This is a genomic window from Mycobacterium sherrisii (assembly GCF_002102355.1).
GTDB classification, from domain to species: Bacteria; Actinomycetota; Actinomycetes; order Mycobacteriales; family Mycobacteriaceae; genus Mycobacterium; species Mycobacterium sherrisii.
Genome location: NZ_LQPT01000072.1, coordinates 33,414 through 60,057 on the forward strand (window position 1 = coordinate 33,414; position 26,644 = coordinate 60,057).

The window sequence follows — 26,644 nt, forward strand, 5'->3', positions numbered from 1 at the left end:
GGTTTTTCCTTTCATGGTTGGTTGTCGGGCTGAGGTCTGTGAAATTCGGTCTCCGGGCGGGACCCGGTCGGCATCAGCGCGACCGCGGCGCCGGGACGCGGCTACTCATTCGTGGCTGTCGATTCGGGTGCGGGCTCCTCACGGATGGCCTCGTTTTGCTGGGCAAAGGAGGCGTAGATGTCGAGCAGAATCTGCTTTTGACGCTCGGTGATCGCGGTGTCGGTGATGATGGCGTCGCGCACTTGGCTCTTGTCGCTGGGCTCGAGGATTCCGGCCCGCACGTAGAGAACCTCAGCGGAGACCCGCAGCGCCTTCGCGATCTGGCTGAGCACGTCGGCGGACGGTTTGCGCAGTCCGCGCTCCACCTGGCTCAGGTACGGGTTGCTGACGCCGGCCAGTTCGGCGAGTTGGCGCACCGACACCTGGGCCAGTTCGCGCTGGCTGCGGATGAAGCTGCCGATGTCGGACGCCATGTCGGAGGCCGCGGTGGACACCTTCGCGGAGAGCGTCTCCTCCGGCGGCATGCGGGCTCCTTTTCGTCCCGTGGGCAAACATTGACAGGTACGCAGCGTACGGACATGTGCTTGCATTTGCAAGCGCTAGTTAGCACCCCTAGAAAAAGAGCTGCGCGATGGTGTAGATCACCAACCCCGCCAGCGAGCCGACCACGGTGCCGTTGATCCGGATGAACTGCAGATCGCGGCCAACATGCAGCTCGATGCGCCGACTTGCCTCCTCGGCGTCCCACCGTTCGATCGTGTCGGTGATGATCGCCGTGATCTCGACCCCATACTGCGAGACCAGGTGCTGGGCGGCCCGCGCGATCCAGGCGTCGACCTTGTCGCGTAGCTCGGCGTCGTCGCGCAACGACTCGCCGATGCGAACGACGGCGTCGGCGATGCGGGTGCGCAGCGCCGAGGACGGGTCGTCGACGCCCTCGAGCACCAGACGCTTCAGCGTCTTCCACGCCGTCGCCGCGGCATTGGCGATCTCGTCGCGCGCCATCAGCTGCTCTTTGACCGCGTCGGCGCGGGCGATGGTGTCCGGATCGTGTTGCAGATCGTCGGCGAATTCGAACAGAAAGCGGGTGGCCGATCGGCGCAGTTCGTGATCCGGGTTGCGGCGCACCTTGTCGGTGAAGTCCATCAGTTCGCGATGGATGCGATCCCCGACGAGGTGGTCGACGAAGCGCGGCGACCACGTCGGCGAGTCACGCTCGACGACGCGCTGGATGATCTCGCCCGCGTTCAGCGACCACTGGAACGCCCGGTCAGCCAGCAGTTGGATCAGGGCTTCCTGGCGGTTCTCGGCGAGCAGCGTCGCCAGCACCCGACCCGCCGGCGGCCCCCACTGCGGTTCGGCGATGCGCCGCACGATCATCCGGTCGATCACCTGCTGGACGTCTTCGTCCCGCAGCAACTCGACGAGCACGCGCAGCACGGTTGCGGTCTCGCCGGCTACCCGCTCGGCGTGCGAGGCGTCCGACAACCACTTGCCGAGCCGGCCAGGCACCTGGGCGTCGCGCAGCTTGGTCTCCACCACCTCCGGAGACAAAAAGTTCTCCCGCACGAAGGTGCCCAGGCCCTCACCCAGCTGGTCCTTCTTGCGCTTGATGATCGCGGTGTGCGGGATCGGTATGCCCAACGGATGCTTGAACAGCGCCGTCACCGCGAACCAGTCGGCCAGCGCACCCACCATGCCGGCTTCCGCGGCCGCGCCGACGTAACCGGCCCAGGCGCCGGCGCTGCCGTGCGCCTGCGCCCAGCGGCACGCAAGGAACACGCCGGTGGCGCCGATCAGAAAGCTCAGCGCGACCAACTTCATGCGGCGCAGCGCTACCCGCCGCGCGGCATCCGCCTCCGGGTCGGCGCCAGCGAACGACTCCGCGAAGGACGTCCGCGGGGCCGGCGACGCGGCCGCGGGCGAGGGCGGCTGCGCCCACCCGGCGGCCGTGCCCGGTGCGTCGGCTCGCGACGAGGGTCTATGTGCCACCCCACCATCATGTATCGATTGCGCCAGTTCGTGTTACGACACCGCCGCAGGCGCCGTTTCCGATGGCCGTCCCGTCCGCCATCCACACCGGCTACGCCGTATTATCAACAGCGTTCTAGTGAATGGGAATCGTCGATAGTGACAGAGCAAATCCCGGCTGTAATCGTCAAGACGGACGGTCGTAAGCGGCGTTGGCACCAACATAAGGTGGAGCGCCGCAACGAGCTGGTTGATGGAACGATCGACGCGATTCGCCGGCACGGCCGCTACTTGAGCATGGACGAGATCGCCGCGGAGATCGGCGTTTCCAAAACCGTGCTGTACCGATATTTCGTCGACAAAAACGACTTGACGACGGCTGTGATGATGCGGTTTGCCCAGACCACGCTGATTCCGAACATGGCCGCGGCGTTGACCTCCAACCTCGACGGGATCGACCTGACCCGGGAGGTCATCCGCGTCTACGTCGACACCGTGGCCAACGAGCCCGAACCGTATCGGTTCGTGATGGCGAACAGCTCGGCCAGCAAGAGCAAGGTGATCGCCGACTCCGAGCGGATCATCGCCCGGATGATCGCGGTGATGATGCGCCGTCGCATGGTGCAGGCCGGGATGGACACCGGCGGCGCCGAGCCGTGGTCCTACTTGATAGTCGGTGGTGTGCAATTGGCCACGCACTCGTGGATGTCCAATCCACGGATGACCAGAGACGAGTTGATCGACTACCTGACGATGCTCAGCTGGAACGCCCTGTGTGGAATCGTCGAGGTGGGTGGATCGCTGGAGAAATTTCGCGCCGAGCCGCATCCGTCGCCGATCGTGCCACCACGAGACTCGTAAACGCCCCGGCATGCCTGCCGTTTTGTGCGTTCGGCCCGCGCCGTGTGACCCTAGGTGTGGCCCGGGGCACACGGCATGTGCCTGCGGAAACCGCTAGCATGCAGGGGCATGCGCCGGGGGTGCATGGCAACCCCCGACCACGTCGGCCCCGCACCTCCGGGATACAGGAAGGCTCCTTTCGTTATGGCCGTGCAGCTCACCCCGCATTTCGGCAATGTGCAGGCGCACTACGACCTGTCGGACGACTTTTTCCGGCTCTTTCTCGACCCCTCCCAGACCTACAGCTGCGCGTACTTCGAGCGCGACGACATGACGCTGCAGGAGGCTCAGCTCGCAAAGATCGACCTGTCGCTGTCCAAACTGCGCCTCGAACCCGGGATGACGCTGCTCGACATCGGTTGCGGTTGGGGCGCTACCCTGCGCCGGGCCATCGAGAAATACGACGTCAACGTCGTGGGGCTGACCCTGTCGGAGAATCAGGCCGAACACGTGCAGAAGTCGTTCGACGAACTGGACACCCACCGCACCCGCCGGGTGCTGCTCGAGGGTTGGGAGAAATTCGACCAGCCGGTCGACCGGATCGTGTCGATCGGCGCTTTCGAGCACTTCGGCCGCGCCCGGTGGGCGCGCTTTTTCGAGATGGCGTACTCGGTGTTGCCGGCCGACGGGGTGATGATGCTGCACACCATCGTGCGTCCGTCGTTCAAGGAGGCCCGGGCCAAGGGCTTGCCGTTGACGCACGAAGTCGTTCATTTCACGCAATTCATCCTGGCCGAGATTTTCCCGGGCGGCTGGCTACCCACTCCCGCCTTGGTCGAGGAGCACGCGTGCGACGCGGGTTTCAAACTCACCCGCACACAGTCTTTGCAGCTGCACTACGCGCGGACCCTGGACATGTGGGCCGCCGCGCTCGAAGCGAACCGGGACACCGCCATCGCGATCCAGTCCGAAAAGGTCTACGACCGCTACATGAAGTACCTGACCGGCTGCGCGAAGCTGTTCCGCCAGGGCTATACCGACGTCGACCAGTTCACGCTGGAAAAGTAACCGGCGCTATTCCGCCTCCGAGGCCCCGGCACCGCGCCCGGGGTCTCGTCATTTCACCAGGGTGAATTGCCCCACATTACTGATGCCCTTGATGAAGAAGTTCTCGCATCCCGTCAAATAGTGCATATAACGGTCGTAAACCTCTTCGGATTGGATAGCGATCGCCTTTTCCTTGTTGGCCTCGAGATTGGCGGCCCAAATGTTCAGCGTTCGGGCGTAATGCTCTGGCAGTAATTGCACTCGCTCGATCGAAAAGCCGGCCGCCTCGCCGAACCTGAAAATGTCTTCCTGCGCGGGCAATTGGCCGCCCGGGAAGATCTCGGTGCCGATGAACCGCATGAACCGGATGTCGCTCATCGTGATGCTCACGCCGCGCTGCAGCTGCTGCTGCTGGGTATAGGTCAAGATCGTGTGCAGCAGCATGCGGCCGTCGTCAGGCAGGACGTTGTACATCCGGTCGAAGAACGCGGCGTAGCGCTCCATCTTGAACGCCTCGAATGCACCGATGGTGACGACACGGTCCACCCGGTCCTCGAATTCCTCCCAGCCCTGCAGCCGCACCTCGACGGAGCGGTTGGTCGGGATGGCGGACAGTTTTTTCTTGCTGTATTCGAACTGGTTGCGGCTCAACGTGATTCCGATGACGTTGACGTCGAACTTCTCAACCGCGCGCACCAGCGCGCCGCCCCAGCCGCACCCGATGTCGAGCAGCGTCATCCCCGGTTCGAGGTTCAGCTTGCCCAGGGCCAGGTCGAACTTGGCCTGCTGCGCTTCCTCGAGAGTCATGTCGTCGCGTTCGAAATACGCGCACGTGTAACCCATCGTCGGATCCAGAAATAGAGCGAAAAATTCGTCGGATACGTCGTAAATCGATTGCGATTCTTCGTAATACGGTCTCAGTTGCGCCATGCCCGGGTGGCTACCTTCCCTCGATTGGTCGCGAGGATGGTATCCAAAAAACGAAGTAAATGCCAGATAACCGAAGTGCGTGGCGCCCGGGTGTCTCAGTACGTGTAGAAACCCCGACCGGATTTCTTGCCCAGCATGCCGGCCTCGACCATCCGCAGCAGCAACGGCGGTGGGCCGTAGTGCGGCTCCTTGAATTCCTCGTACATCTTGTCGGCGATCAGCTTGAGGGTGTCCAGCCCCACCAGGTCGGAAAGCCGCAGCGGCCCCATCGGGTGCGACAGTCCGGCGACGATCGCCTTGTCGACGTCCTCGACGGTGGCGAAACCGGACTCCACCATCCGTATCGCTGACAGCAGGTAGGGCACCAGCAGGGCGTTGACGACGAACCCGGACCGGTCCGAGCAGCGCACCACCCGTTTGCCGAGCACGGCGCTGGCAAACTCTTCGGTGCGCGCGGCCGCGGCCTCGTCTGTGACCAGCGTGCTGACCAGTTCGACCAGCGGCAGCACCGGAACGGGGTTGAAGAAGTGCAGGCCCAGCACCCGCTTGGGATTCTTGGTGGCGGCCGCGAGCTTCATGATCGGGATGCTGGAGGTGTTCGACGCGAGCACCGCGTCCGGGTCGGTGATCACCTCGTCGAGCTTGGCGAAGACCTCGGCCTTGACGGCCTCGTCCTCGATGATCGCCTCGATCACCAGCTGCCGGTCGGCGAGGTCGGTCAAGTCGGTGGTGAAGGTGAGCTGGCTCAGCGCACGGTCCCGCTCGCGCTCGGTCACCTTGCCCGCGCTGACGCCTCGCTCCAGCGACTTCACGATGCGGTTTCGCCCCGCGGTGACGAGGGCGTCGGTGGTTTCGTACACGGTGACGGCGACGCCGGCGCGGACGGAGACTTCGGCGATTCCGGATCCCATCTGCCCGGCCCCGACAACTCCTACTCGCGCAATCCCTGTGTCGCTCACTGTTTCTCCGTTGTGTCGTCGTTTCTCCACTGTGCCGTCGTGGACCGCAAGAGGCCCCGCCCGGGATCGCCGGGCGGGGCCTATGCTACTTCAGCCGATCTTCACTGCTCCTCGCACCAGATGCACGTTCGGCAAAGCATCGCTCAGTGCTCAGTGCTCAGTGCTCAGTGCTCAGTGGAACTGACCCTCTTCGGTGGAGCCGGCCAGCGCGGTGGTCGACGAGCTCGGGTCCACCGTGGTGGCGATGCGGTCGAAGTAACCCGCGCCGACCTCGCGCTGGTGCTTGGTCGCGGTGTAACCGCGCTCCTCGGCGTCGAACTCGCGCTCCTGCAACTCCACGTAAGCGCTCATCTGGTTGCGGGCGTAGCCGTAGGCCAGATCGAACATCGCGTAGTTGAGGGCGTGGAAGCCGGCCAGCGTGATGAACTGGAACTTGTAGCCCATCGCGGCCAGCTCCTTCTGGAACTTCGCGATGGTCGCGTCGTCCAGGTGCTTGCGCCAGTTGAACGACGGCGAGCAGTTGTAGGCCAGCATCTGGTCCGGGAACTCGGCCTTGACGCCCTCGGCAAACTTGGCCGCGAGCTCGAGGTCCGGGGTGCCGGTCTCCATCCAGATCAGGTCGGAGTACGGCGCGTAGGCCTTGGCGCGGGCGATGCAGGGCTCCAGGCCGTTACGGACGCGGAAGAAGCCCTCCTTGGTGCGCTCGCCGGTGATGAACGGCTGGTCGCGCTCGTCGACGTCGGAGGTGATCAGAGTCGCCGCCTCGGCGTCGGTGCGGGCGATGACCACGGTCGGCACGTCGGCAACGTCCGAGGCCAGGCGGGCGGAGGTCAGGGTCCGGATGTGCTGGCTGGTCGGGATCAGCACCTTGCCACCGAGGTGGCCGCACTTCTTCTCCGAGGCGAGCTGGTCCTCCCAGTGCGAACCGGCGATACCGCCGGCGATCATCGCCTTCTGCAGCTCGTAGACGTTCAGCGCGCCACCGAAGCCGGCCTCGCCGTCTGCCACGATCGGGGCCAGCCAGTTCTCCACCGAGGTGTCACCCTCGATCTTGGCGATCTGGTCGGCACGCAGCAGCGCGTTGTTGATGCGGCGCACGACCTGCGGCACCGAGTTGGCCGGGTAGAGGCTCTGGTCGGGGTAGGTGTGGCCGGCGAGGTTGGCGTCACCGGCGACCTGCCAACCCGACAGGTAGATGGCCTTGAGGCCGGCGCGGACCTGCTGAACGGCCTGGTTGCCGGTCAGTGCGCCGAGCGCGTTGACGAACTCGAGCTCGTGCAGTTGCTTCCACAGCACCTCCGCGCCACGGCGGGCCAGCGTGCTCTCCTCGACGACGCTGCCCTGCAGGGCCACGACGTCCTCGGCGGTGTAGGTACGGCTGATCGCCTTCCAGCGCGGGTTGGTGTCCCAGTCGTGCTGGATCTGCTCGGCGCTTCTCGGGGTGCCAACAACAGACATTGGGCTTGCTCCTTATGTTCTTTTTTGAGCCGGACCGCGCGTCTTGCGATGACTGTGGCTCAACTTCGCTCCTATGCTTTACCGACGATGACACAGGGTGTTGATGCAGGTCCACCCATTTTCTTTGCCAATTTCGGCCACGACTCCGAGCCGATGTTGTGAAGATTGCGAAGATAGGGGGTAACTGAACCGGTTCAGAAGCTACCGACCGGTAACCGAAACCCGCAGGTCAACGCGCAAATTAACCGGACGCTTGTCCTGTTAGAGATTGAAGAGCGCGGCGACCGCTTTGGTCTCCTCGCCGACCGCATATGTGAGCGTTGTAACAGGCCGATCGGTGAGCCCGGGACCGAATTGGTCGGTCGACCCGGCCGGATGAATGTGCGAGATGATCTCCAGCTTGTCGCCCAGCGCCACCGGGGCCTCATGCTCGATCGTGATGCGCAGCGGACGGGCCATCAGCGCCAGATGCGACGCCAGGTAGTCCTCGATGACGGACCAGTAGACCGAGTTGTTCATGTGGTCGAACAGGTCGATGTCGGTGACCCGGACCCCGAACTCGTGGATCTCGGCCGCATCGTCGCGGCTACCGGGCTTCAGGTAACCCTTCCAGCGCAGCCGGTCGACGGACGTCGTCTTGTGCAGGCCGGCCAGGAAGTCGTCGGAGATACGCGACGGCATCTGCGTTTCCCTGTTGATGTTGATCCAGAACGCCTCGGATTCGATCAGGCCGCCCTTGCGCCCGTCGATGCGGACCCGCATTTCACACCACCGGTTGGAGGTGCCCGAACACCACCGCCGGCACCGCAGCATGTCCTGGAACTCGATGGGGCGCAGCAAATCGAGCATGGTGCGCCGAACGATCCACAGCGGGTGCGTTTCCTCGAATCCCATCTCGCGCAGCTGGTCCTGGCCGATGTCCTGGATGTGCCGGCACGCGGCGTCCAGGCGCAACCGGCCGGTGCGGTCGATGTCGGCCACGCGCAGCGGCCATTCGCGGTCGAACACGTCGGGGTGACCGTCGGGCACCGGCATCATTGATTTGTCCAGGCTCACGACTTTGCTCCCCCGTTGACCTTCACATGGGCTTCGTGCGCATCATGCCAACGAGACGCCGAAACACCAAACCTGTCCCGGTTGCCAAGTCTGCTAAGCCAACCTTGGCATTGCCGGTAGGCTCGTTAAATGTCGAAAACGTACGTCGGGTCACGGGTTCGCCAACTGCGCAACGAGCGCGGGCTCTCGCAGGCCGCGCTGGCCCAGATGCTGGGGATCTCACCGAGCTACCTCAACCAGATCGAACACGATGTTCGCCCGCTGACGGTGGCCGTGCTGCTGCGAATCACCGAACTGTTCGGGGTCGACGCGACGTTCTTCGCCTCCCAGGACGACACCCGGTTGGTCGCCGAGCTGCGGGAGGTGACGATGGACCGCGATTTGGGCATCAACGTCGATCCGTCCGAGGTCGCCGACATGGTCAACGCCCATCCCGCGCTGGCCCGCGCCGTGGTCAACCTGCACCGGCGCTACCGGCTCACCACCGCCCAGCTGGCCGCGGCCACCGAGGAGCGCTACTCCGACGGCAGCGGCAGCGGGTCGATCACGATGCCGCACGAAGAGGTGCGCGACTACTTCTACGAGCGGCAGAACTACCTGCACGAGCTCGACACCGCGGCCGAGGACCTCACCATCCACACCCGGCTCAACCAGGGTGATTTGGCCCGCGAGTTGACCCGCCGGCTCACCGAGGTGCACGGCGTGCACATCAACCGGCGCGTCGACCTCGGTGACACCGTGCTGCACCGCTACGACGCCAAGACCAACACGCTGGAGATCAGCAGTCACCTGTCGCTGGGGCAGCAGGTGTTCAAGATGGCCGCCGAATTGGCCTATCTCGAATTCGGTGACCTGATCGACGCCATGGTCGCCGAGGGCAAGTTCACCAGCCCCGAGTCGCACACCTTGGCGCGGCTCGGCTTGGCGAACTACTTCGCGGCGGCGGCGGTCCTGCCCTACGGGCAGTTCCACGACGTCGCCGAGAATTTCCGGTACGACGTCGAACGGCTCTCGGCGTTCTATTCGGTGAGCTACGAGACCATCGCGCACCGGCTTTCGACCATGCAGCGGCCGTCGATGCGCGGTGTGCCATTCTCCTTCGTCCGGGTGGATCGCGCCGGCAACATGTCAAAACGTCAGTCCGCCACCGGTTTTCACTTCTCCTCCAGCGGCGGGACCTGCCCGTTGTGGAACGTGTACGAGACCTTCGCCAACCCCGGCAAGATCTTGGTGCAGATCGCCCAGATGCCCGACGGCCGCAACTACATGTGGGTGGCGCGTACCGTCGAACGCCGCGCCGCCCGGTATGGTCAGCCCGGTAAGACCTTCGCGATCGGGCTGGGCTGCGAGTTGCGGCACGCGCACCGGCTCGTCTACTCGGAAGGACTCGACTTGTCGGGCAACCCTCTTGCGGCCACCCCCATCGGCGCGGGTTGCCGTGTCTGCGAGCGCGATAACTGTCCGCAGCGGGCCTTCCCGGCGCTCGGTCGCGCACTCGATCTCGACGAGCACCGCAGCACGGTGTCGCCCTACCTGGTGAAGCAGCCGTGAGCGAGCAGGCGGGCCACGCGGCCCGCATTCCGTCCTCCACCAAGTTGCGCCGGCTGGGGCCGGTCAACTGGGTGCTGGCGAGGGCGGCCGCCCGCACCGTTTCCGCACCCGAGATGCATCTGTTCACCACGCTGGGTCAACGCCAAGGCCTGTTTTGGGCGTGGTCGCTATACGGGGGGCGGTTGCTGCGCGGCCGGCTGCCCCGGGTCGACACCGAATTGGTGATCCTGCGCGTCGCGCACCTGCGCGGCAGCGAGTACGAACTGCAGCACCATCGGCGGATGGGCCGCCACTATGGTCTGGACGCGCACGTGCAGGAGGCAATTTTCGCCTGGCCCGACGCCCCCGCCGGTGACGGCCCCCGGGTGATCCTGAGCGCGCGTCAGCAGGCGCTACTCAACGCGACGGACGAGCTAATCAAACACCGGTCCATCAGCGACGGCACCTGGCAGCAGCTGGCGGCGCATCTCGACCGCCGTCGTCTCATCGAATTCTGTTTGCTCGCAACGCAATACGATGGACTGGCGGCGACGATCAGCGCGCTGAACATCGAGCTGGACAACCCCCGGTAGGGACTCAGGCGAGCACGTCGACCAGCACCGCCAGCGTCAGGATCACCGGCAGGATCGGCAAGTCGAACGCGAACGCCGCCCACAGGTACTTGCCCCGGCGCCGCAATTGCCAGCCAAAGATCGCTGCAGCGACGCCCAGCAGCACCGACGCCAGCAGCAGCAACGGGGCCCAATGCCCGGCCGTCGCGTTGTCGCCGGCAACTGAGATGGCGATCAGCCACAGCACATAACCGGTCGCGGCGCCGCCGATGGCACCGAGGATGGTTTCGCCGCGCAGCATCGACCAGGCTCAGAAGTTGATCATGTGGCCGATCAGGCCGTGGAAGCATTCCTGCAGCGCCTCGGACATGGTCGGATGGGTGTGCACGTTGCGGGCCAGCTCGGTGGCGGTCAGATCCCACTTCTGGGCCAGCGTCAGCTCGGGCAGCAACTCGGAGACGTCGTGGCCGACCAAATGGCCGCCGATCAACTCGCCGTACTTGGCGTCAGCGATCAGCTTGACGAAGCCGCTGGGGTCGCCCACCCCGTGCGCTTTGGCGTTGGCGGTGAACGGGAACTTGGCCACCACGACGTCGTAGCCTTCCGCGCGGGCTTGCTCCTCGGTGAGCCCGAAGCTTGCGACATTGGGTTGGCAGAAGGTGGCGCGGGGCAACATCCGGTAGTCGCCCAGCGCCAAAGTCTCTGCGCCGGCGATGGTTTCGGCTGCCACCACCCCTTGGGCCTCGGCGACGTGCGCGAGCTGCAGCTTGCCGGTGACGTCGCCGATCGCGTAGATGTGCTCGACGTTGGTGCGCATGTAGTCGGTGATCCCGATGGCCCGCCGATCGGTGAGCGCGACACCGGCCTTGTCCAGCCCGTAGCCCTCCACGTTGGGCGCAAAACCGATGGCCTGCAACACCTTTTCGGCCTTGAGTTCCTCGGACTTGCCGTCCTTGCTGACCGCGACCCGGACCACGGATCCCTCGTCGGTGATCGACTCCACCTTGGTTCCGAGCAGGATCTTGACGCCGAGTTTCTTGAACTGCTTTTCGACCTCTTTGGAGACCTCGGCGTCCTCGTTGGGCAGCGCGCGCGGCAAGAACTCGACGACGGTGACCTCGACGCCGTAGTTGCGCAGCACGTAGCCGAACTCCATGCCGATCGCCCCACAGCCGGCGATGATGATCGACTCCGGCAACTCGCGGGACATGATCAGTTCTTCGTAGGTGACCACGTTTTCCGACAGCGACGTCCCAGGCACCAGCCGGGTGCTGCTGCCGGTGGCGATGATGGCGTTGTCGAACGTGACCGTTTCGGTGCCGCCGTCATTGAGGTTGACCGACAGCGTGTGCGGGTCGGTAAACCGTCCGTAGCCGTGAATCTCGGTGATCTTGTTCTTCTTCATCAGGAAGTGCACGCCGGCGACGCGCCCCTCGGCCACCTTGCGGCTGCGATCGAAGGCAACCCCGTAGTCGAACGACACCTCGCCGGTCATGCCGAAGGTCTTCGCATCCTTGGTGAAGATGTGCACGAGTTCGGCGTTGCGCAGCAACGCCTTGGACGGGATGCAGCCGACGTTGAGGCAAACGCCGCCCCAATATTTCGGTTCGACGACTGCGGTGTTCAGGCCCAGCTGCGCGGCGCGGATGGCGGCGACATAACCGCCGGGGCCGGCTCCGAGGACAACGACGTCATAGTGAGAAGTCACGAGCCCACATTAGTGGGCGACGACTTCTGGCCGCACGACACGTGGGCCGGCCCAGGCCCGGGCCGCCCCGGTCGGTCGGTCAGTACGGGATGACGCCGATCACGCAGTGACCTACTGGCGGGCCGACGCGCGCGCAGTAGTAGTAGCCGTAGAGCGGCGCCGCGGCGAGCAGCGAGCCGAACGGCCCGGACAACACCGCGATGGACAGCGCCGCGACCACCGGCTTGCCCTGCACCATCGCCAGCATCACGGCGCCGACCACGCACGCGACCACGTAGACCAGCGTCATGAACACCGGCGCCGCCTTGTCGATGGTGTGGTACCACCAATAGAACAAGCTCAGGCCGACCTCGGCGGTCACCGCCCAGGTGCCGAGGATCACCAGCGCCAGCTTCCACCACTTCAGGTATTGGTAGCGGCCCGGCACGCTGACCGACTGCGCCGGCGCGCCGCTGGCCTCCGGCGTCCCGGCGTCTCGCTCCGCCGCGGGCGCGACTTCGGGTTTGCCCGGTTCGGCCGTGTTCTTGGCCGCGTCCCGGTGCCCGGCGAGGACGGGTATCGGCTGAGCACCGGTGTCGTCGAAATCCGGGACGAAACCCTGGGTCCCGGTGTCGGTGCCGCCGTCGTCGGAGTCGAAGTCGGGGACAAACGGCTCGGTGCCCGGGTTGGTGGCCGGGCCGTGTTCGGCGTCCTTGTCAGCCACGGGTTTGTCAGCCACGGGCCGTCACCTCGATGGCCACCAGCACCCCGAACCAGCCGGGCCCCAACGCCAAGATGAAGGCGCCCAGCATCGTGACCCATCGGCGCCCGGAGAACAGGATGGTCAGCAGCCCGATCACGCTGGGCAGGCCGACGACCAGGGCGATCACCACGTCGGGTCGCACCGGGGTGTGAATCAGCACGGTCAGCGCCACTCCCAACAGCAACCCGACCGCGGTGCCCATCAGCATCGCGCTGGCCAGCTGCCAGGGACGCGGTAAAGGGATCACCCCATCGAGGTTACTGAGTCACGGAATACGAGGCGGGCACGTTTCCGGCACGGCTTCGTAATTCACAGGGTCAATCACCGGACCGCGTACCGGCGGACGTTCACCCCGCTGGTACACCGCGCCGGTGATCACCGATTCGGTCTCTAGCTCGGCCTTTTCCTCGTCGGTGAAGGCGCGGCCGCGGCTGAGGAACCGCACCCCTTCGGGAGCCTCCAGGCTGAACCCACCGCCGCGGCCGGGCACCACGTCGATGACCAGCTGGGTGCGCTTCTCGCCTCGATAGTGAGCCTGGTACTGCGGGCCCGAGATCCACACCTCGACGCCCTCGTCGCCGACGTCGAGGACTCCGAGTAGGACGTCGCGGTCGCCGACGAGGAAGTCACCGACCGGATAGCACATCGGCGACGATCCGTCGCAGCAGCCGCCGGACTGGTGAAACATCACCCGGCCGTGCCGCTGCTGCAGCCGGCCCAGCAAATCGGCGGCCGCGGCCGTGACGACGACGCCGGCCGGCATCAGAAGAACCCCCGCGCCTCGTCCGCGTAGGACACCAGCAGATTCTTCGTCTGCTGGTAGTGCTCGAGCGCCATCTTGTGGGTCTCGCGGCCGAACCCGGACTGCTTGTAACCGCCGAACGCCGCGTGCGGCGGATAGGCGTGGTAGCAGTTCACCCACACCCGGCCGGCCTTGATCTCGCGCCCGGCCCGGTAGGCGGTGTTGCCGTCGCGGCTCCATACCCCGGCGCCCAGCCCGTAGAGCGTGTCGTTGGCGATGCTCATCGCGTCGGCGAAGTCGCTGAACGACGTCACCGCCACCACCGGGCCGAAAATTTCCTCCTGGAAGATGCGCATCTTGTTGTTGCCGGAGAAGATCGTGGGCTGAACGTAGTACCCGCCGGATAGGTCACCGCCGAGCTCGGCGCGTTCCCCGCCGGTGACGACCTTGGCGCCCTCCCCCTTGCCGATTTCGATGTAGGACAAGATCTTTTCCAGCTGATCGTTGGAGGCCTGGGAGCCCAACATGGTCTCGCTGTCCAGCGGGTCGCCCTGGCGGACGGCCTTGGTGCGGATCGCGGCGAGCTCCAAGAACTCGTCGTGGATGTCGGACTGGATCAGGCTGCGCGACGGACAGGTGCAGACCTCGCCCTGGTTGAGGGCGAACATGGTGAAGCCCTCCAGCGCCTTGTCCTGGAAGTTGTCGTTGGCCGCCATCACGTCGGAGAAGAAGATGTTGGGGCTCTTGCCGCCGAGTTCGAGGGTGACCGGGATCAGGTTCTGCGAGGCGTACTGCATGATCAGCCGGCCGGTGGTGGTTTCCCCGGTGAACGAGACCTTGGCGATGCGGTTGCTGGACGCCAGCGGCTTGCCGGCCTCGACGCCGAAGCCGCTGACGATGTTGACCACGCCCGGCGGGATCACATCACCGATCAGCGACATCAGGTACAGGATCGACGCCGGGGTCTGCTCGGCGGGCTTGAGCACCACCGTGTTCCCGGCGGCCAGCGCGGGGGCCAGTTTCCAGGCGCCCATCAAGATGGGGAAGTTCCACGGGATGATCTGCCCGACGACGCCGAGCGGCTCGTGGAAGTGGTAGGCGACGGTGTCCTCGTCGATCTGCGACAGCGAGCCCTCCTGGGCGCGGATCGCCGCGGCGAAGTAACGGAAATGGTCGGCGGCCAGCGGGATGTCGGCCGCCAACGCCTCGCGGATCGGCTTGCCGTTGTCCCACACCTCGGCCACCGCCAACGCGTCCTTGTTGGCCTCGATGCGATCGGCGATCTTGTTCAGCACCGCCGCCCGCTCGGCCGGGGAGGTCTTGCCCCAGCCCGGGGCGGCCGCATGCGCCGCGTCGAGCGCCTTGTCGACGTCGGCTTCGTCGGACCGCGCCACCTCGCAAAACGGTTGGCCGGTCACCGGTGTCGGGTTCTCGAAGTACCGGCCCTGGGTGGGCGCGACCCACTGACCGCCGATGAAATTGTCGTACCGCGACTCGTAGGACATCAGCGCGCCGGCGGCCCCTGGACGTGCGAAAACGGTCATCTTCTCGGCTCCTCGCTCGCTCTTCGACGACTGTTGTGCTACAGCTCACACTACCGCTGGGGCCACAATGGCTTCCATGACAGCAGAGGTTGCCGCACCCGCAAATCGCGAGCAAGACGACCCCTACCTATGGCTGGAGGATGTCACCGCGGACAACGCGCTGGATTGGGTGCGGGCCCACAACCAACCCACCCTGGCCGAGTTCTGCGACGGCGATTTCGAGCGGATGCGCACCGAGGCGCTGGAAGTGCTCGACACCGATGCCCGGATCCCCTACGTGCGTCGGCGCGGCGAGTACCTGTACAACTTCTGGCGCGATGCGCGCAACCCACGCGGCCTGTGGCGGCGCACCACGCTGCAGCGCTACCGCACCGACTCGCCCGACTGGGACGTGCTGATCGACGTGGACGCGCTGGGGCGTGCCGACGGCGAGAAGTGGGTGTGGGCCGGCGCCGCGGTGCTCGATCCGGAGTTCACCCGCGCGCTGGTCAACCTGTCGCGCGGCGGTTCGGATGCGGTGATTGTGCGCGAATTCGACATGACCACACGCGAATTCATTGCCGACGGCTTCACTCTTGCCGAGGCCAAGTCCGACATCGGCTGGGCGGATCCGGACACGGTATTGGTAGGCACCGATTTCGGGCCCGGCTCGCTGACCGAATCCGGCTATCCGCGGATCGTCAAACGCTGGCGCCGCGGCACCCCTCTCGACGAGGCCGAGGTCGTCTTCGAGGGGACACCCAGCGACGTCAGCGTGTCGGCAAGCGTCGACCGCACGCCCGGCTTCGAACGCTGTTTCGTCGGCCGCTCGATCGATTTCTGGAACTCCGAGGTCTACGAGGTTCGCGGCTCGGAATTGCTTCGCATCGACACGCCGACCGACGCGACCGTGTCGGTGCACCGTGAGTGGCTGTTGGTCGAGCTGCGCAGCGATTGGACCGTCGGCGCCGGCAGCTACCGAGCCGGCTCCCTGTTGGCCGCGAAGTATGACGAATTCCTCAGCGGCGCAAGAGATTTACGGGTCGTGTTCGAACCCGACGAGCACACTTGTCTGCATCAGAACGCCTGGACCCGGGACCGGCTGCTGTTGGTGACGTTGGCCGACGTGGCCAGCCGGGTCGAAATCGTCACGCCCGGAACGTGGCGGCGCGAGGTCGTGGCCGGGATACCGCCGGCGACCAACACGGTCGTCGTCGCCGCCGACGACATCGGCGACGAGTTCTTCTTGGATTCAAGCGGATTCGACACGCCGTCGCGGCTGTTGCGCGGCACGGACGCCGGCCAGCTCGAGCAGATCAAGTCGGCTCCGGCGTTCTTCGACGCCGAGAACCTGGACATACAGCAATATTTCGTGCCGTCGCAGGACGGAACGTCGATCCCGTACTTTGTGGTGCGTTCGCGCGACGCCGTCCAGCCCGGGCCCACCCTACTCGGCGGTTACGGGGGTTTCGAGTCCTCCCGGACCCCGGGCTACAGCGCAGTGCTGGGCCGGCTGTGGCTGGCCCGTGGCGGCACCTACGCGATGGCCAACATCCGTGGCGGCGGCGAATACGGGCCCGGCTGGCACACCCAGGCGATGCGGGAGAACCGGCACAAGGTCGACGAGGACTTCGCCGCCGTGGCAGACGATTTGGTGGCACGCGGCATCACGACGGTCAAACAACTCGGCGCGCAGGGCGGCAGCAACGGCGGACTGCTGATGGGCATCATGCTGACCAAATACCCGGAGAAGTTCGGCGCCCTGGTGTGCGATGTGCCGCTGCTGGACATGAAGCGTTACCACCTGTTGCTGGCCGGCGCCTCGTGGGTCGCCGAGTATGGCGACCCGGACAACCCGGACGATTGGAAGTTCATCGCCAAATACTCGCCGTATCAGAATATTTCGGCGACCAGACGCTACCCGCCGGTGCTGTTCACCACGTCGACCCGCGACGATCGAGTGCATCCCGGCCATGCCCGCAAGATGGTCGCCGCGCTGCAGGCGGCCGGCCACTCGGTCTGGTTGTACGAGAACATCGAGGGTGGACATGCCGGCGCGGCCGACAACGAGCAGGCCGCGTTCAAGGCGGCCCTGAGCTATTCGTTCCTGTGGCGCACCCTGGGAGGCCGAGCGTGAAGATCCTCGACATCATCGAATTCGGTTTGGTCATCGCCGGACTGATCCTGATCATCGCCGGTTGGGCACAGTCTCGCTTTCGGTTCATCGCCGAACGCCGCAAGGGTCGGTACTTCTACTGGGGCACCTCGGCGCTGGGCATCATCTTCTTCGCGTTCGGCACGGGCAAACTCTGGCCGAATGGTGTGATGACGACGTTGATCTTCGGCGGCATCGTGGTGGTGACGGCCTACCTGACGACGCCCTACCTCAAGATCGGCGACCGGATCTACGCGTCGAGCCCGGAGAATCGTGAGCCCGACCCGCCCGGCGAACAGCGTTAGCCCACACTTGGGCTATGCCAGCATCCACGTCGCGTTCCGGGTCCGACTTCGAGACCCTGCTGTACCGGACCGCCGGCCCGGTCGCCACCATCACCTTGAACCGCCCCGAGCACCTCAACACGATCGTCCCGCCGATGCCCGACGAGATCGAGGCCGCGATCGGGTTGGCCGAGCGAGACCAGACAATCAAGGTCATCGTGCTGCGCGGCGCCGGGCGCGCCTTCTCCGGCGGCTACGACTTCGGCGGTGGCTTCCAGCACTGGGGCGAATCCATGATGACCGACGGTAAGTGGGATCCGGGCAAGGACTTCGCGATGGTCAGCGCCCGTGCGACCGGCCCGACGCAGAAGTTCATGGCGATCTGGCGGGCGTCCAAGCCGGTGATCGCCCAGGTGCACGGCTGGTGCGTCGGCGGGGCGAGCGACTACGCACTGTGCGCGGACATCGTGGTCGCCAGCGAAGACGCGGTGATCGGGACGCCGTACAGCCGGATGTGGGGGGCCTACCTGACCGGCATGTGGCTGTACCGGCTGAGCCTGGCCAAGGCCAAGTGGCATTCGCTGACCGGCCGGCCGCTGACCGGCGTGCAGGCCGCCGAGATCGAGCTGATCAACGAGGCGGTGCCGTTCGCCCGCCTCGAGGCTCGCGTCGGCGAGATCGCCGCCGAGCTGGCGCAGATCCCGTTGTCGCAGTTGCAGGCGCAGAAGCTGATCGTCAACCAGGCCTACGAGAACATGGGGTTGGCCTCCACCCAGACGCTGGGCGGCATCCTCGACGGCCTGATGCGCAACACCCCGGACGCCCTGGACTTCATTCACACCGCCGAAACCGAGGGGGTACGCGCGGCGGTGCAGCGGCGCGACGGCCCCTTCGGGGACTACAGCCAGGCACCTGCGCAGCTGCGCCCCGATCCGTCGCACATCATTGTCCCTGATGGCAATAGCTAATAAGACGGACTAGAAAGTTGGCCGAGACTCGCCCGTGCGCGGGCTGAAGTGCTACCGTTATCGCTATGTCTCGGCTGAGTTCGTTCCTGCGCGCAGGCGCTGTGTCCGTCGCCCTCGGTATGGCCGCTGTGGCTTTCCCGCAGACCGCGGTCGCCGACTCCACGGAAGACTTCCCGATCCCCCGCCGGATGATCAACACGAGCTGTGATGCCGAGCAGATCCTGGCGGCCACCCGGGATACCAGCCCGGTGTATTACCAGCGGTACATGATCGACTTCAACAACCACCCGAACGTCCAGCAGGCGACAATCGACAAGGCGCATTGGTTTTTCTCCCTGGCACCGCAGGATCGCCGCGGCTATTCGGAGAACTTCTACGCGCCGGTCTCCGACCCGCTGTGGGTGGCTTGGCCGAACCACATGAAAATCTTCTTCAACAACAAAGGCGTCGTCGCCAAGTCCACCGACGCCTGCATGCAGTACCCGGCCGGCGACATGTCGGTCTGGAACTGGGCGTAGTTTTTGACCCTCCCGACATAGCCCCGAGCCAGTCCCGGGGGCCTCGCCGCTGCTTCGGCGTCTAGGCGTCGGGATGTGAGTTGCGCCACTTGCGAACCCGAACGTCCACGTGCGACTTGCGCCATGCGCCGCCCGTGTCTTCGTTGTGCCTCTGGCCTGCGCTTTGATTGTGAATCCGCAACGCCATCCGCATACCCCAGGTAGCAGCGGGACTGATCGCGGCCCTACACTGATCGCACCTTAGGTAAGCCTTAGCTACTTAGTGGCAGATCGTATCGCGGCAATCGGTAAAGGGGTTTTGCGATTTTCAAGATCATGTCGCGGCTGTGGATTCCGTCGGTCGTCATAGCGGTACTGGTCGCCGGGGGCCTCGTGGTGTACCGCGTCCACAACCACTTCGGCTCTCGCACGCCGGAATCGTATGCCGCAGGGAGCCTCGCCGGTCCCCGCCTGCTCAAGCCCAAGTCCATCATTTACGAGATTTTCGGCGCGGCCGGAACCCTCGCCGACATCAGCTATTTCGACGTCAACTCCGATCCCCAGCGACTGGAGGGCACCCGGCTACCGTGGTCGTTGCAGATCACGATGACCAAACCGGGCGCGCTGGGAGACCTTATCGCGCAAGGCAATAGTGAGAGCATCGGCTGCCGGATCACGATCGACGGCGAGGTCAAAGCCGAGCGGATTTCCCATGAGGTCAACGCCTACACCTACTGCCTGGTGAAGTCGGCATGAGCGCGCACGCCGCCATCGATGTGTCGAAGCCCCCGGAACACTTGTTTATGGCCGGGGTGATCCACCGCTTTGCGGTACCGATCGTCTTGGGGTGGGTCGCATTGGTCATCGTGCTGAGCGCCTCCGTTCCCTCGCTCGAATCGGTCGGCCAAGAGCGGGCGGTCGCCCTGAGCCCCGGCGACGCACCGTCTTACGAGGCGATGAAGCGCATCGGCAAGGTGTTCAACGAGGGCGACTCCGACAACTCGGCGATGATCGTGCTGGAGGGCACCAAACCCCTTGGGGACGAGGCCCACCGGTACTACGACCGATTGGTGGCCAAGCTGCGCGCCGAAACCAGGTACGTGCGAAGCGTTCCGGACTTGTGGGGCGATCCGCTGACCGCCTCGGGCGTGCAGAGCAACGACGGAAAAGCCGCCTATGTGGAGGTGAACCTCGCCGGAGATCGGGGCGAGCGACTGGCCGGCGAATCCATCGAGTCGGTCCGCAGCATCGTCAACGGCATGACCGCACCGGCCGGCGTCACCGTATGGATCACCGGCGCATCGGTGATCGCCACCGACATGCATCAAAGCGGCGACCGGTCGATGATGAAGATGATCGTCGCCAGCGTCGTGGTGATTTCCCTTGTGTTGCTGGTCGTATACCGCTCGATGGTCACCGTCGTTCTGCTGTTGGCCACGGTCGGTGTTGAAACGATGGCGGCCCGGACAGCCGTCGCGCTGCTCGGGCACCACACCTCGATCGGGCTCACCACGTTTGCGGTCAGCCTGCTCACGTCGCTGGCCATCGCGGCCGGCACCGACTACGGAATCTTCCTCATCGGGCGCTATCAAGAGGCCCGGCAGTCCGGAGAAGATCCCGAAACTGCTTTCTACACAACGTATCGCGGCACAGCCCACGTCATCGCCGGCTCCGGGCTGACGATCGTGGGGGCCACCTTTTGCCTGGCCTTCGCGCGCCTTCCGTATTTCAACACCATGGGCCTGCCCTGCGCGTTGGGCATGATCGTCGCGGTCGTCGTCGCGCTCACACTGGGGCCTGCCGTCCTGGCCGTCGGCAGTCGGTTCGGCCTGTTCGACCCGAAAAGGCCGATCGAACCTCGCGGCTGGCGACGGGTTGGCACCGTGGTGGTGCGCTGGCCGCTACCGATTCTCGCCGCATCCTGCGCGGTGGCCCTGATCGGCTTGGTCACACTGCCGGGGTACACCGCCAGCTACAACGATCGCGCGTATCTGCCGTCGACCCTGCCGGCCAACCAGGGATTCGCGGCGGCCGACCGCCATTTTTCCCAGGCCCGGCTCAAGCCCGAGGTCCTGCTGGTCGAGGCCGATCACGATCTGCGCAATCCGACCGACTCACTAGTGCTGGACCGACTGGCCAAGGGTATCTTCCGGGTTCCGGGAATCGCTCGGGTGCAAGGCATTACGCGGCCCGACGGAACGACGATGGACCACACCTCGATACCGTTTCAGCTGAGCATGCAAAACGCCAGCCAACTGCAAACCATGCAGTACCAGCGGGACCGGATGAACGACCTGTTGCAGGAGGCCGACGATCTGCAGCAATCCATCGACGCCATGCAGCGGGTGTACGGCATCACCGCCCAGATAGCGACGGCGACGCACGACATGAACGGCGTCACACACGAAATGGTGGACGTCACCGACCAATTGCGGGACAACATCGCCACCTTCGAAGATTTTTGGCGCCCGATCCGGAGCTATTTCTATTGGGAGAAGCACTGTTTCGACATTCCCCTGTGCGCGTCGCTGGGATCGGTTTTCAATGCGCTCGACGGTGTCGACCAGATCACCGAGAAGTTGACCGCCCTGTCGGGCGACGTGTCTGATCTGGACCGGTTGATGCCGCAACTGCTGGCCCAGATACCCACGATGATCAGCACCATGGTGAACATGCGGACCACGATCCTGACCATGCACAGCACCATGTCCGGGATCTTCGCTCAGATGGACGAGATGAGCCAGGACGCAATGGCGATGGGGCACGCCTTCGACGCCTCCAAGAACGACGACTCGTTTTATCTGCCACCGGAAGTGTTCTCCAACAAGAACTTTCAGCGAGCCATGAGCACCTTCCTGTCGCCCGACGGTCACGCGGCCCGCTTCATCATTTTGCATCGCAGCGACCCCGCCACATCCGCGGAGATCGCGAGCATCGACGCGATACGTATGGCGGCGCAGGAGTCGTTGAAGGGAACTCCGCTAGAGGACGCCAAGATCTACCTGGCAGGCACGGCCGCGGTGTTCAAAGACATTGCCGAGGGCGCCAACTACGACCTGATCATCGCCGGAGTGTGTGCGCTGTGCCTCATCTTCGTCATCATGCTGATCCTCACCCGGGCGTTCGTGGCCGCCGGCGTCATCGTGGGCACCGTGGCGTTTTCGCTCGGCGCTTCCTTCGGCCTGTCCGTCCTGGTCTGGCAGCATCTCCTCGGCCTGCAACTGCATTGGTCGGTGCTCGCGATGTCGGTCATCGTGTTGCTGGCCGTGGGGTCCGACTACAACCTGCTGCTGGTGTCCCGGTTCCGGCAGGAGATCCATGCCGGACTGAACACCGGCATCATCCGTTCGATGGGCGGGACCGGCAGGGTGGTCACCAACGCCGGCCTGGTATTCGCCTTCACGATGGCGTCCATGGTGGTCAGCGATCTGCGGGTGATCGGCCAACTGGGCACGACCATCGGTCTTGGCCTGCTGTTCGACACCCTGGTCGTGCGCGCGTTCATCACCCCCGCCATCGCGGCCCTGCTGGGACGCTGGTTCTGGTGGCCGATGCGGGTGCGCTCCCGGCCGCGCCCGGTTCCGGCGGCGCAGGCAACGACCAATGTCATGGGTGCGGTCCCCAACGGGGCAGACGCGGTTACCGTGTAAGTCACAGTCTTTGACATCCCCTCCGACACCCTCACGGCTGCGAATACCACCTGTATGCACACCATCGCGCTCATCGGCTTCCTCGGCGGCCTGATTACCGGCATCTCGCCATGCATCCTGCCGGTGCTTCCGGTGATCTTCCTGTCCGGCATGGACAGCGACCGGGCCGGCGCCCGCGGCTTGAATTCGGCGATGCGTCCCTACCTGGTGATCGCCGGGCTGGTGTGCAGTTTCAGTCTGGCCACGCTGATCGGGTCCGCGCTGCTGTCGGCGTTGCATCTGCCGCAGGACGCCATCCGCTGGGCGGCGCTGGTGGTGTTGGTCCTGATCGGCCTGGGGTTGATCTTCCCGCCGCTGCAACATCTGATCGAGCGGCCGTTCGCGGCCCTGCCGCAGCGTCAATTCGGCCGCAACACAGACGGTTTCGGTTTGGGACTGACGTTGGGCGCATTGTATGTGCCCTGCGCGGGTCCGGTACTGGCCGCGATCGTGGTCGCCGGCGGCACGGCGTCGCTGGGCCCCGCCACCGTGGTGCTGACCGCGACGTTCGCGCTGGGAAATGCGTTGCCGCTGTTGGCTTTCGCGCTGGCCGGGCGCCAGGTGTCCGAACGGGTCGCGGCCTTCCGCCGGCGGCAGCGCCTCATTCAAATCGCCGGCGGCGTCACGATGATCGTGCTGGCGGTGGCGTTGGTGTTCAACCTGCCCGCCATGCTGCAGCGCGCGGTGCCCGACTACACCACGGCGATGCAGAACCGGCTCGGCGCCGACGAGATTCAGCGCTCGCTCAAACCCAGCAGCCCACCGCGGACCACCGCCGGCAGCATCCTGCAGCTCGATCAGGGGATGACGAGCAACGGCATGATCTCCAACTGCAGCAACGGATCTGCCGATCTCGAGCAGTGCGGGCAGGCGCCCGCCCTCACCGGAATCACCGGCTGGCTCAACACTGCTGACGACAAGCCTCTGGACGCCGCGTCGCTGCGCGGCAAGGTGGTGCTGATCGACTTCTGGGCGTACTCCTGCATCAACTGCCAGCGCTCGATCCCGCATGTGGTCGGTTGGTACGACCGTTATCGGGACAGCGGATTGGTCGTCATCGGGGTGCACACTCCCGAGTACGCGTTCGAGCGGGTCCCCCAGAATGTGGCCAGCGGCGCCGCCGGACTGCACATCGACTACCCGATCGCGCTGGACAACGACTACGCCACTTGGAACGCCTTCAACAATCTCTACTGGCCGGCGGAATACCTCATCGATGCCAACGGCACGATCCGGCACACCAGTTTCGGTGAGGGCGACTACAACAACACCGAGAAGTTCATCCGGCAATTACTGGTCGACGCCAACCCGAACGTCGCGCTGCCCGCCGCCGTGAACGGGGTCGACACCACCCCGACGACCCGGCTCACCCCCGAGACCTACCTGGCGCCGGACAAGTCCGCCAACTACGGCGGCGACGGCAGCTACAAGATCGGCACCGACACGTTCGGCTTCCCGGCGCAGGTGCCGAACGACAAATTCGCCCTGCGAGGCCGCTGGACGCTGGACGACCAGGGCGCCACCGCCGACAGCGACGATGCTGCCATTCGGCTCAACTACACCGGCAAGGCGGTCTACGTCGTCGTCGGCGGTACCGGCACTCTTTCCGTCACCCGGGACGGGCAGACGACCACCACACCGATCGGCGGTGTTCCCACGCTGCATCAGATCGTCGGCGACGACGGCGCCCACCGCGACCAACTCGACATGCAGGTGAGCAAAGGCCTGCAGGTGTTCTCGTTCACTTTCGGTTAATTGTCCGCGATACGGAATAGCAGTGCTGACCGCGGTGTTCAGCCCTAGTCAGATACCGGATAACGGCGCCCCGGGCGTCCGCGACGGGGAGCGATAGGCTACTAGACAATGACCGGATTGCCGCAACTGAGCAGCGACCTGGATGTGTTGCTGCGACAGGTAGCGCGCGGAGACACCGAGGCATTCGCCGCGGTCTACGACCTCACCAAGAGCCGGGTGTTTGGGCTGGTGATCCGCGTGCTGCGCGACGCCGGCTACAGCGAGGAAACCACCCAGGAGATCTACCTCGAGGTGTGGCGCTCGGCGTCGGAGTTCGACCCCGCCCGAGGCTCCGCGCTGTCGTGGCTGCTGACCATGGCGCACCGCCGGGCCATCGACCGGGTGCGCGCCGAGCAAGCGGGCAGCCGCCGGGAATCCCGCTACGGCGCGGCCAACGTGGATACCGCCAGCGACGTGGTCGCCGACTCGGCGATCGCGGGTGACGAGCGTCGCCGCGTCGCCGACTGCCTGGGTTCGTTGACCGACACGCAACGCCAGTGCATCGAGCTGGCCTACTACGGCGGCCTGACCTACGTCGAGGTATCGCAACGGTTGGCGGCCAACCTATCGACGATCAAATCCCGCATCCGTGACGCGCTGCGCGGACTGCGTAACTGCTTGGACGTGGCATGACCGCTCCCAACGACTTCGAGCTGCTGGAGCTGGCCGCACCGTATGCGCTGCACGCCGTCTCCGATGCGGAGCGCGCCGACATCGACCGGCAGGTCGCAGCCGCGCCGGCACCGGTCGCGGCCGCCTTCATCGACGAGGTCCGCGCGGTCCGGGAAACGATGGCCGTCGTCTCGGCCGCGACCAGCGTGGAACCGCCCGCGCATCTGCGGGCGGCCGTGCTCGCGCGGGCCGCGGCCACCCAGCCGACACGGCAAAGGACTTGGCGCACAACGGTAGTGGTGTCGGTCGCCGCTGCGATCGTCGCAGCGCTGACGGCGGTGGGGATCCAGGCTGTGCTGCGGCCGGCGTCGCCGCCCTCGGTCGCCGAGCAAGTGATCGGAGCTCCGGATGTGCAGACCGTGTCACGCCCGCTGGCCAACGGCACGGCCACGGTGGTGTTCTCCCGTGACCGCAACGCCGGTGTGCTGGTGCTGAACAACGTGGCGCCGCCGTCCCCGGGCACCGTGTATCAGCTGTGGTTGATCGACGCCAAGGGCCCCACATCGGCCGGCACGATGGGCAACGCGGCGGTGTTGCCGTCGACCACGGAGACGCTGACCGATCTCGGCAAGTCGACGGCGCTGGCGTTCACCCTCGAACCGGGCGCCGGGTCCCCGCAACCGACCACGCCGATTCTGGCCACCCTGCCGTTGAGCTAGGCCTTCTTCACGAGGCCGCCCAGCACGGCAAGCACAACTCCGAGTATCACCAGCGCCGCACCGGCGGCCAGCGTCATGTTGAGCCATTGGCGCAGAGCGGTTTCCGCGTGGTGCACCATCACGTCGGCGATCTGGCGAACATCGCCCGTGCTGCGATTTAGCGCCGCGTTGAGGTAGCCGACACCGACCTCGGTGCCCGCCCACCCGGTCGCGCCTACGAGCAGCGCCGAGACACCCAGGCTGCTCAGCGCCTTGCCGCGGCGCCGGGCCGCCAGCAGCGTCAGCAGGGCGCACGCCCCGCACAGCACGGCCGACCCCAGGCTCGCCCAGGGACCCCACCGGGCGACCCGGTGCAATGCGCCCTGCCGCACCGAATGCGGCACCGATGCGGTCAGCGGGACCGTCAGTGTGGCGGGCACATCGACGTCGTGTTCGCTCAGTATCTGTTCGAACGCACCGTCATTGAGCATCGGAGCCACGTCGATGGCCCAGGAGTCTGCCGAACCTGCGCGGTCGAACAACCAGCGGTGCGCGGTTCGGTTCGCCGTCGCGAACAGCGGCGGAAACGCGGGCCCGGCCGTGAAAGTGGCTGCGGCATCCTGTATTTGGGTGCTATCGACTGGATAGCGTCCGCCGCCGTGCTCGGCGATCAGCGTCCTCGCCCGGGCGGTGAGTTCGCCGGCCATCGCGGACTGCAGCGCGGGATCGGTGGCCGCCCGCTGCGCCAGCACCGCGTAGCCGTCCTCGTCGACCAGGGTTCGTTGCGCCCATACCGCCGGAACCGCGACCGCCAACGCCAACGTGGTGATGAGCCACAGTAGCGACGTCGCGAGGAATCGCACCCCGCC

At 65.5% G+C, this 26,644-nt stretch carries 26 protein-coding genes; 13 read left to right on the forward strand and 13 right to left on the reverse strand.

Annotation, left to right across the window (positions count from 1 at the left end):
- Positions 1-101: 101 nt before the first annotated feature.
- Together AWC25_RS12220 and AWC25_RS12225 are read right to left on the reverse strand one after the other, a co-directional pair.
- Complete coding sequence (locus AWC25_RS12220; RefSeq protein ID WP_069400701.1) at positions 102-524, reverse strand: helix-turn-helix domain-containing protein; 423 nt, start codon at positions 522-524, stop codon at positions 102-104.
- Between the two features lie 88 nt (positions 525-612).
- On the reverse strand, positions 613-1,992 hold the full coding sequence (locus tag AWC25_RS12225) for a DUF445 domain-containing protein (protein ID WP_198166661.1): 1,380 nt from the start codon (positions 1,990-1,992) through the stop codon (positions 613-615).
- A 138-nt stretch (positions 1,993-2,130) separates the two neighbouring features.
- On the opposite strand from AWC25_RS12225, the gene AWC25_RS12230 reads away from it, so the two are divergent.
- Positions 2,131-2,832 (forward strand): TetR/AcrR family transcriptional regulator, encoded by a 702-nt coding sequence (locus AWC25_RS12230; protein ID WP_061558207.1) that lies wholly within the window; start codon positions 2,131-2,133, stop codon positions 2,830-2,832.
- 183 nt (positions 2,833-3,015) lie between these two features.
- Positions 3,016-3,879: a cyclopropane mycolic acid synthase PcaA gene (gene pcaA, locus AWC25_RS12235; RefSeq protein ID WP_085166857.1), complete on the forward strand. Its 864-nt coding sequence runs from the start codon at positions 3,016-3,018 to the stop codon at positions 3,877-3,879.
- A 48-nt stretch (positions 3,880-3,927) separates the two neighbouring features.
- On the opposite strand, the gene AWC25_RS12240 is transcribed toward pcaA, so the two are convergent.
- From AWC25_RS12240 to AWC25_RS12255, 4 genes are all read right to left on the reverse strand, one after another.
- Complete coding sequence (locus AWC25_RS12240) at positions 3,928-4,788, reverse strand: cyclopropane mycolic acid synthase family methyltransferase (RefSeq protein ID WP_069400699.1); 861 nt, start codon at positions 4,786-4,788, stop codon at positions 3,928-3,930.
- 95 nt (positions 4,789-4,883) lie between these two features.
- On the reverse strand, positions 4,884-5,747 hold the full coding sequence (locus tag AWC25_RS12245) for a 3-hydroxybutyryl-CoA dehydrogenase (protein WP_069400698.1): 864 nt from the start codon (positions 5,745-5,747) through the stop codon (positions 4,884-4,886).
- A 171-nt stretch (positions 5,748-5,918) separates the two neighbouring features.
- Entirely contained in the window at positions 5,919-7,205 is a 1,287-nt protein-coding gene (gene aceA, locus AWC25_RS12250) for an isocitrate lyase (RefSeq protein ID WP_069400697.1), read from the reverse strand.
- 261 nt (positions 7,206-7,466) lie between these two features.
- On the reverse strand, positions 7,467-8,261 hold the full coding sequence (locus tag AWC25_RS12255) for an acyl-[acyl-carrier-protein] thioesterase (RefSeq protein ID WP_069400696.1): 795 nt from the start codon (positions 8,259-8,261) through the stop codon (positions 7,467-7,469).
- A 129-nt stretch (positions 8,262-8,390) separates the two neighbouring features.
- On the opposite strand from AWC25_RS12255, the gene ramB reads away from it, so the two are divergent.
- Positions 8,391-9,812 carry an acetate metabolism transcriptional regulator RamB gene (gene ramB, locus AWC25_RS12260; protein WP_069400695.1) on the forward strand — a complete coding sequence of 474 codons (1,422 nt, stop codon included), beginning with the start codon at positions 8,391-8,393 and terminating at the stop codon, positions 9,810-9,812.
- The gene (locus tag AWC25_RS12265; protein WP_085166858.1) at positions 9,809-10,384 is read left to right on the forward strand and encodes a carboxymuconolactone decarboxylase family protein; all 576 of its coding nucleotides are present in this window, start codon (positions 9,809-9,811) and stop codon (positions 10,382-10,384) included. Before ramB ends, AWC25_RS12265 begins: the two co-directional genes overlap by 4 nt.
- 4 nt (positions 10,385-10,388) lie before the next feature.
- On the opposite strand, the gene AWC25_RS12270 is transcribed toward AWC25_RS12265, so the two are convergent.
- The 6 genes from AWC25_RS12270 to exaC form a co-directional block, all read right to left on the reverse strand.
- Positions 10,389-10,664 carry a hypothetical protein gene (locus tag AWC25_RS12270; RefSeq protein ID WP_069400693.1) on the reverse strand — a complete coding sequence of 92 codons (276 nt, stop codon included), beginning with the start codon at positions 10,662-10,664 and terminating at the stop codon, positions 10,389-10,391.
- A gap of 9 nt (positions 10,665-10,673) precedes the next feature.
- Positions 10,674-12,071 (reverse strand): dihydrolipoyl dehydrogenase, encoded by a 1,398-nt coding sequence (gene lpdA / locus AWC25_RS12275; RefSeq protein WP_069400692.1) that lies wholly within the window; start codon positions 12,069-12,071, stop codon positions 10,674-10,676.
- 79 nt (positions 12,072-12,150) lie between these two features.
- Positions 12,151-12,789 carry a hypothetical protein gene (locus AWC25_RS12280; RefSeq protein ID WP_232327058.1) on the reverse strand — a complete coding sequence of 213 codons (639 nt, stop codon included), beginning with the start codon at positions 12,787-12,789 and terminating at the stop codon, positions 12,151-12,153.
- Positions 12,782-13,060, reverse strand: a complete 279-nt coding sequence (locus AWC25_RS12285; RefSeq protein WP_069400691.1) for a putative holin — start codon at positions 13,058-13,060, stop codon at positions 12,782-12,784. The genes AWC25_RS12280 and AWC25_RS12285 overlap by 8 nt, the downstream gene beginning before the upstream one ends.
- An 18-nt stretch (positions 13,061-13,078) precedes the next feature.
- A complete protein-coding gene (locus AWC25_RS12290; RefSeq protein ID WP_069400690.1) occupies positions 13,079-13,576 on the reverse strand; it encodes a DUF779 domain-containing protein in 498 nt (165 codons plus the stop codon).
- Positions 13,576-15,099: an acetaldehyde dehydrogenase ExaC gene (gene exaC, locus AWC25_RS12295; protein ID WP_069400689.1), complete on the reverse strand. Its 1,524-nt coding sequence runs from the start codon at positions 15,097-15,099 to the stop codon at positions 13,576-13,578. Before exaC ends, AWC25_RS12290 begins: the two co-directional genes overlap by 1 nt.
- Before the next feature lie 76 nt (positions 15,100-15,175).
- Here exaC and AWC25_RS12300 point away from each other — a divergent pair, with 76 nt between their 5' ends.
- The 9 genes from AWC25_RS12300 (at position 15,176) to AWC25_RS12340 (ending at position 25,796) form a co-directional block, all read left to right on the forward strand.
- Entirely contained in the window at positions 15,176-17,215 is a 2,040-nt protein-coding gene (locus AWC25_RS12300) for a prolyl oligopeptidase family serine peptidase (protein WP_069400688.1), read from the forward strand.
- A gap of 2 nt (positions 17,216-17,217) precedes the next feature.
- Complete coding sequence (locus AWC25_RS12305; RefSeq protein WP_084229353.1) at positions 17,218-17,538, forward strand: hypothetical protein; 321 nt, start codon at positions 17,218-17,220, stop codon at positions 17,536-17,538.
- Positions 17,539-17,552: 14 nt separating this feature from the next.
- The gene (locus AWC25_RS12310; protein WP_069400686.1) at positions 17,553-18,485 is read left to right on the forward strand and encodes a crotonase/enoyl-CoA hydratase family protein; all 933 of its coding nucleotides are present in this window, start codon (positions 17,553-17,555) and stop codon (positions 18,483-18,485) included.
- 65 nt (positions 18,486-18,550) lie between these two features.
- Positions 18,551-19,003, forward strand: coding sequence for a DUF5078 domain-containing protein (locus AWC25_RS12315; protein WP_069400685.1), 453 nt, complete (start codon positions 18,551-18,553; stop codon positions 19,001-19,003).
- Between the two features lie 315 nt (positions 19,004-19,318).
- Positions 19,319-19,738 carry an MmpS family transport accessory protein gene (locus AWC25_RS12320; RefSeq protein ID WP_069400684.1) on the forward strand — a complete coding sequence of 140 codons (420 nt, stop codon included), beginning with the start codon at positions 19,319-19,321 and terminating at the stop codon, positions 19,736-19,738.
- A complete protein-coding gene (locus AWC25_RS12325; RefSeq protein ID WP_085166859.1) occupies positions 19,735-22,632 on the forward strand; it encodes an MMPL/RND family transporter in 2,898 nt (965 codons plus the stop codon). Before AWC25_RS12320 ends, AWC25_RS12325 begins: the two co-directional genes overlap by 4 nt.
- 54 nt (positions 22,633-22,686) lie before the next feature.
- Positions 22,687-24,426 (forward strand): cytochrome c biogenesis protein DipZ, encoded by a 1,740-nt coding sequence (locus AWC25_RS12330; protein ID WP_069400682.1) that lies wholly within the window; start codon positions 22,687-22,689, stop codon positions 24,424-24,426.
- A 108-nt stretch (positions 24,427-24,534) separates the two neighbouring features.
- Entirely contained in the window at positions 24,535-25,098 is a 564-nt protein-coding gene (locus AWC25_RS12335) for a sigma-70 family RNA polymerase sigma factor (protein ID WP_069400681.1), read from the forward strand.
- Positions 25,095-25,796 (forward strand): anti-sigma factor, encoded by a 702-nt coding sequence (locus tag AWC25_RS12340; RefSeq protein ID WP_069400680.1) that lies wholly within the window; start codon positions 25,095-25,097, stop codon positions 25,794-25,796. Before AWC25_RS12335 ends, AWC25_RS12340 begins: the two co-directional genes overlap by 4 nt.
- On the opposite strand, the gene AWC25_RS12345 is transcribed toward AWC25_RS12340, so the two are convergent.
- Positions 25,793-26,638, reverse strand: coding sequence for a hypothetical protein (locus AWC25_RS12345; RefSeq protein ID WP_085166860.1), 846 nt, complete (start codon positions 26,636-26,638; stop codon positions 25,793-25,795). The two genes, AWC25_RS12340 and AWC25_RS12345, sit on opposite strands and share 4 nt — an antisense overlap.
- Between the last annotated feature and the right edge of the window lie 6 nt (positions 26,639-26,644).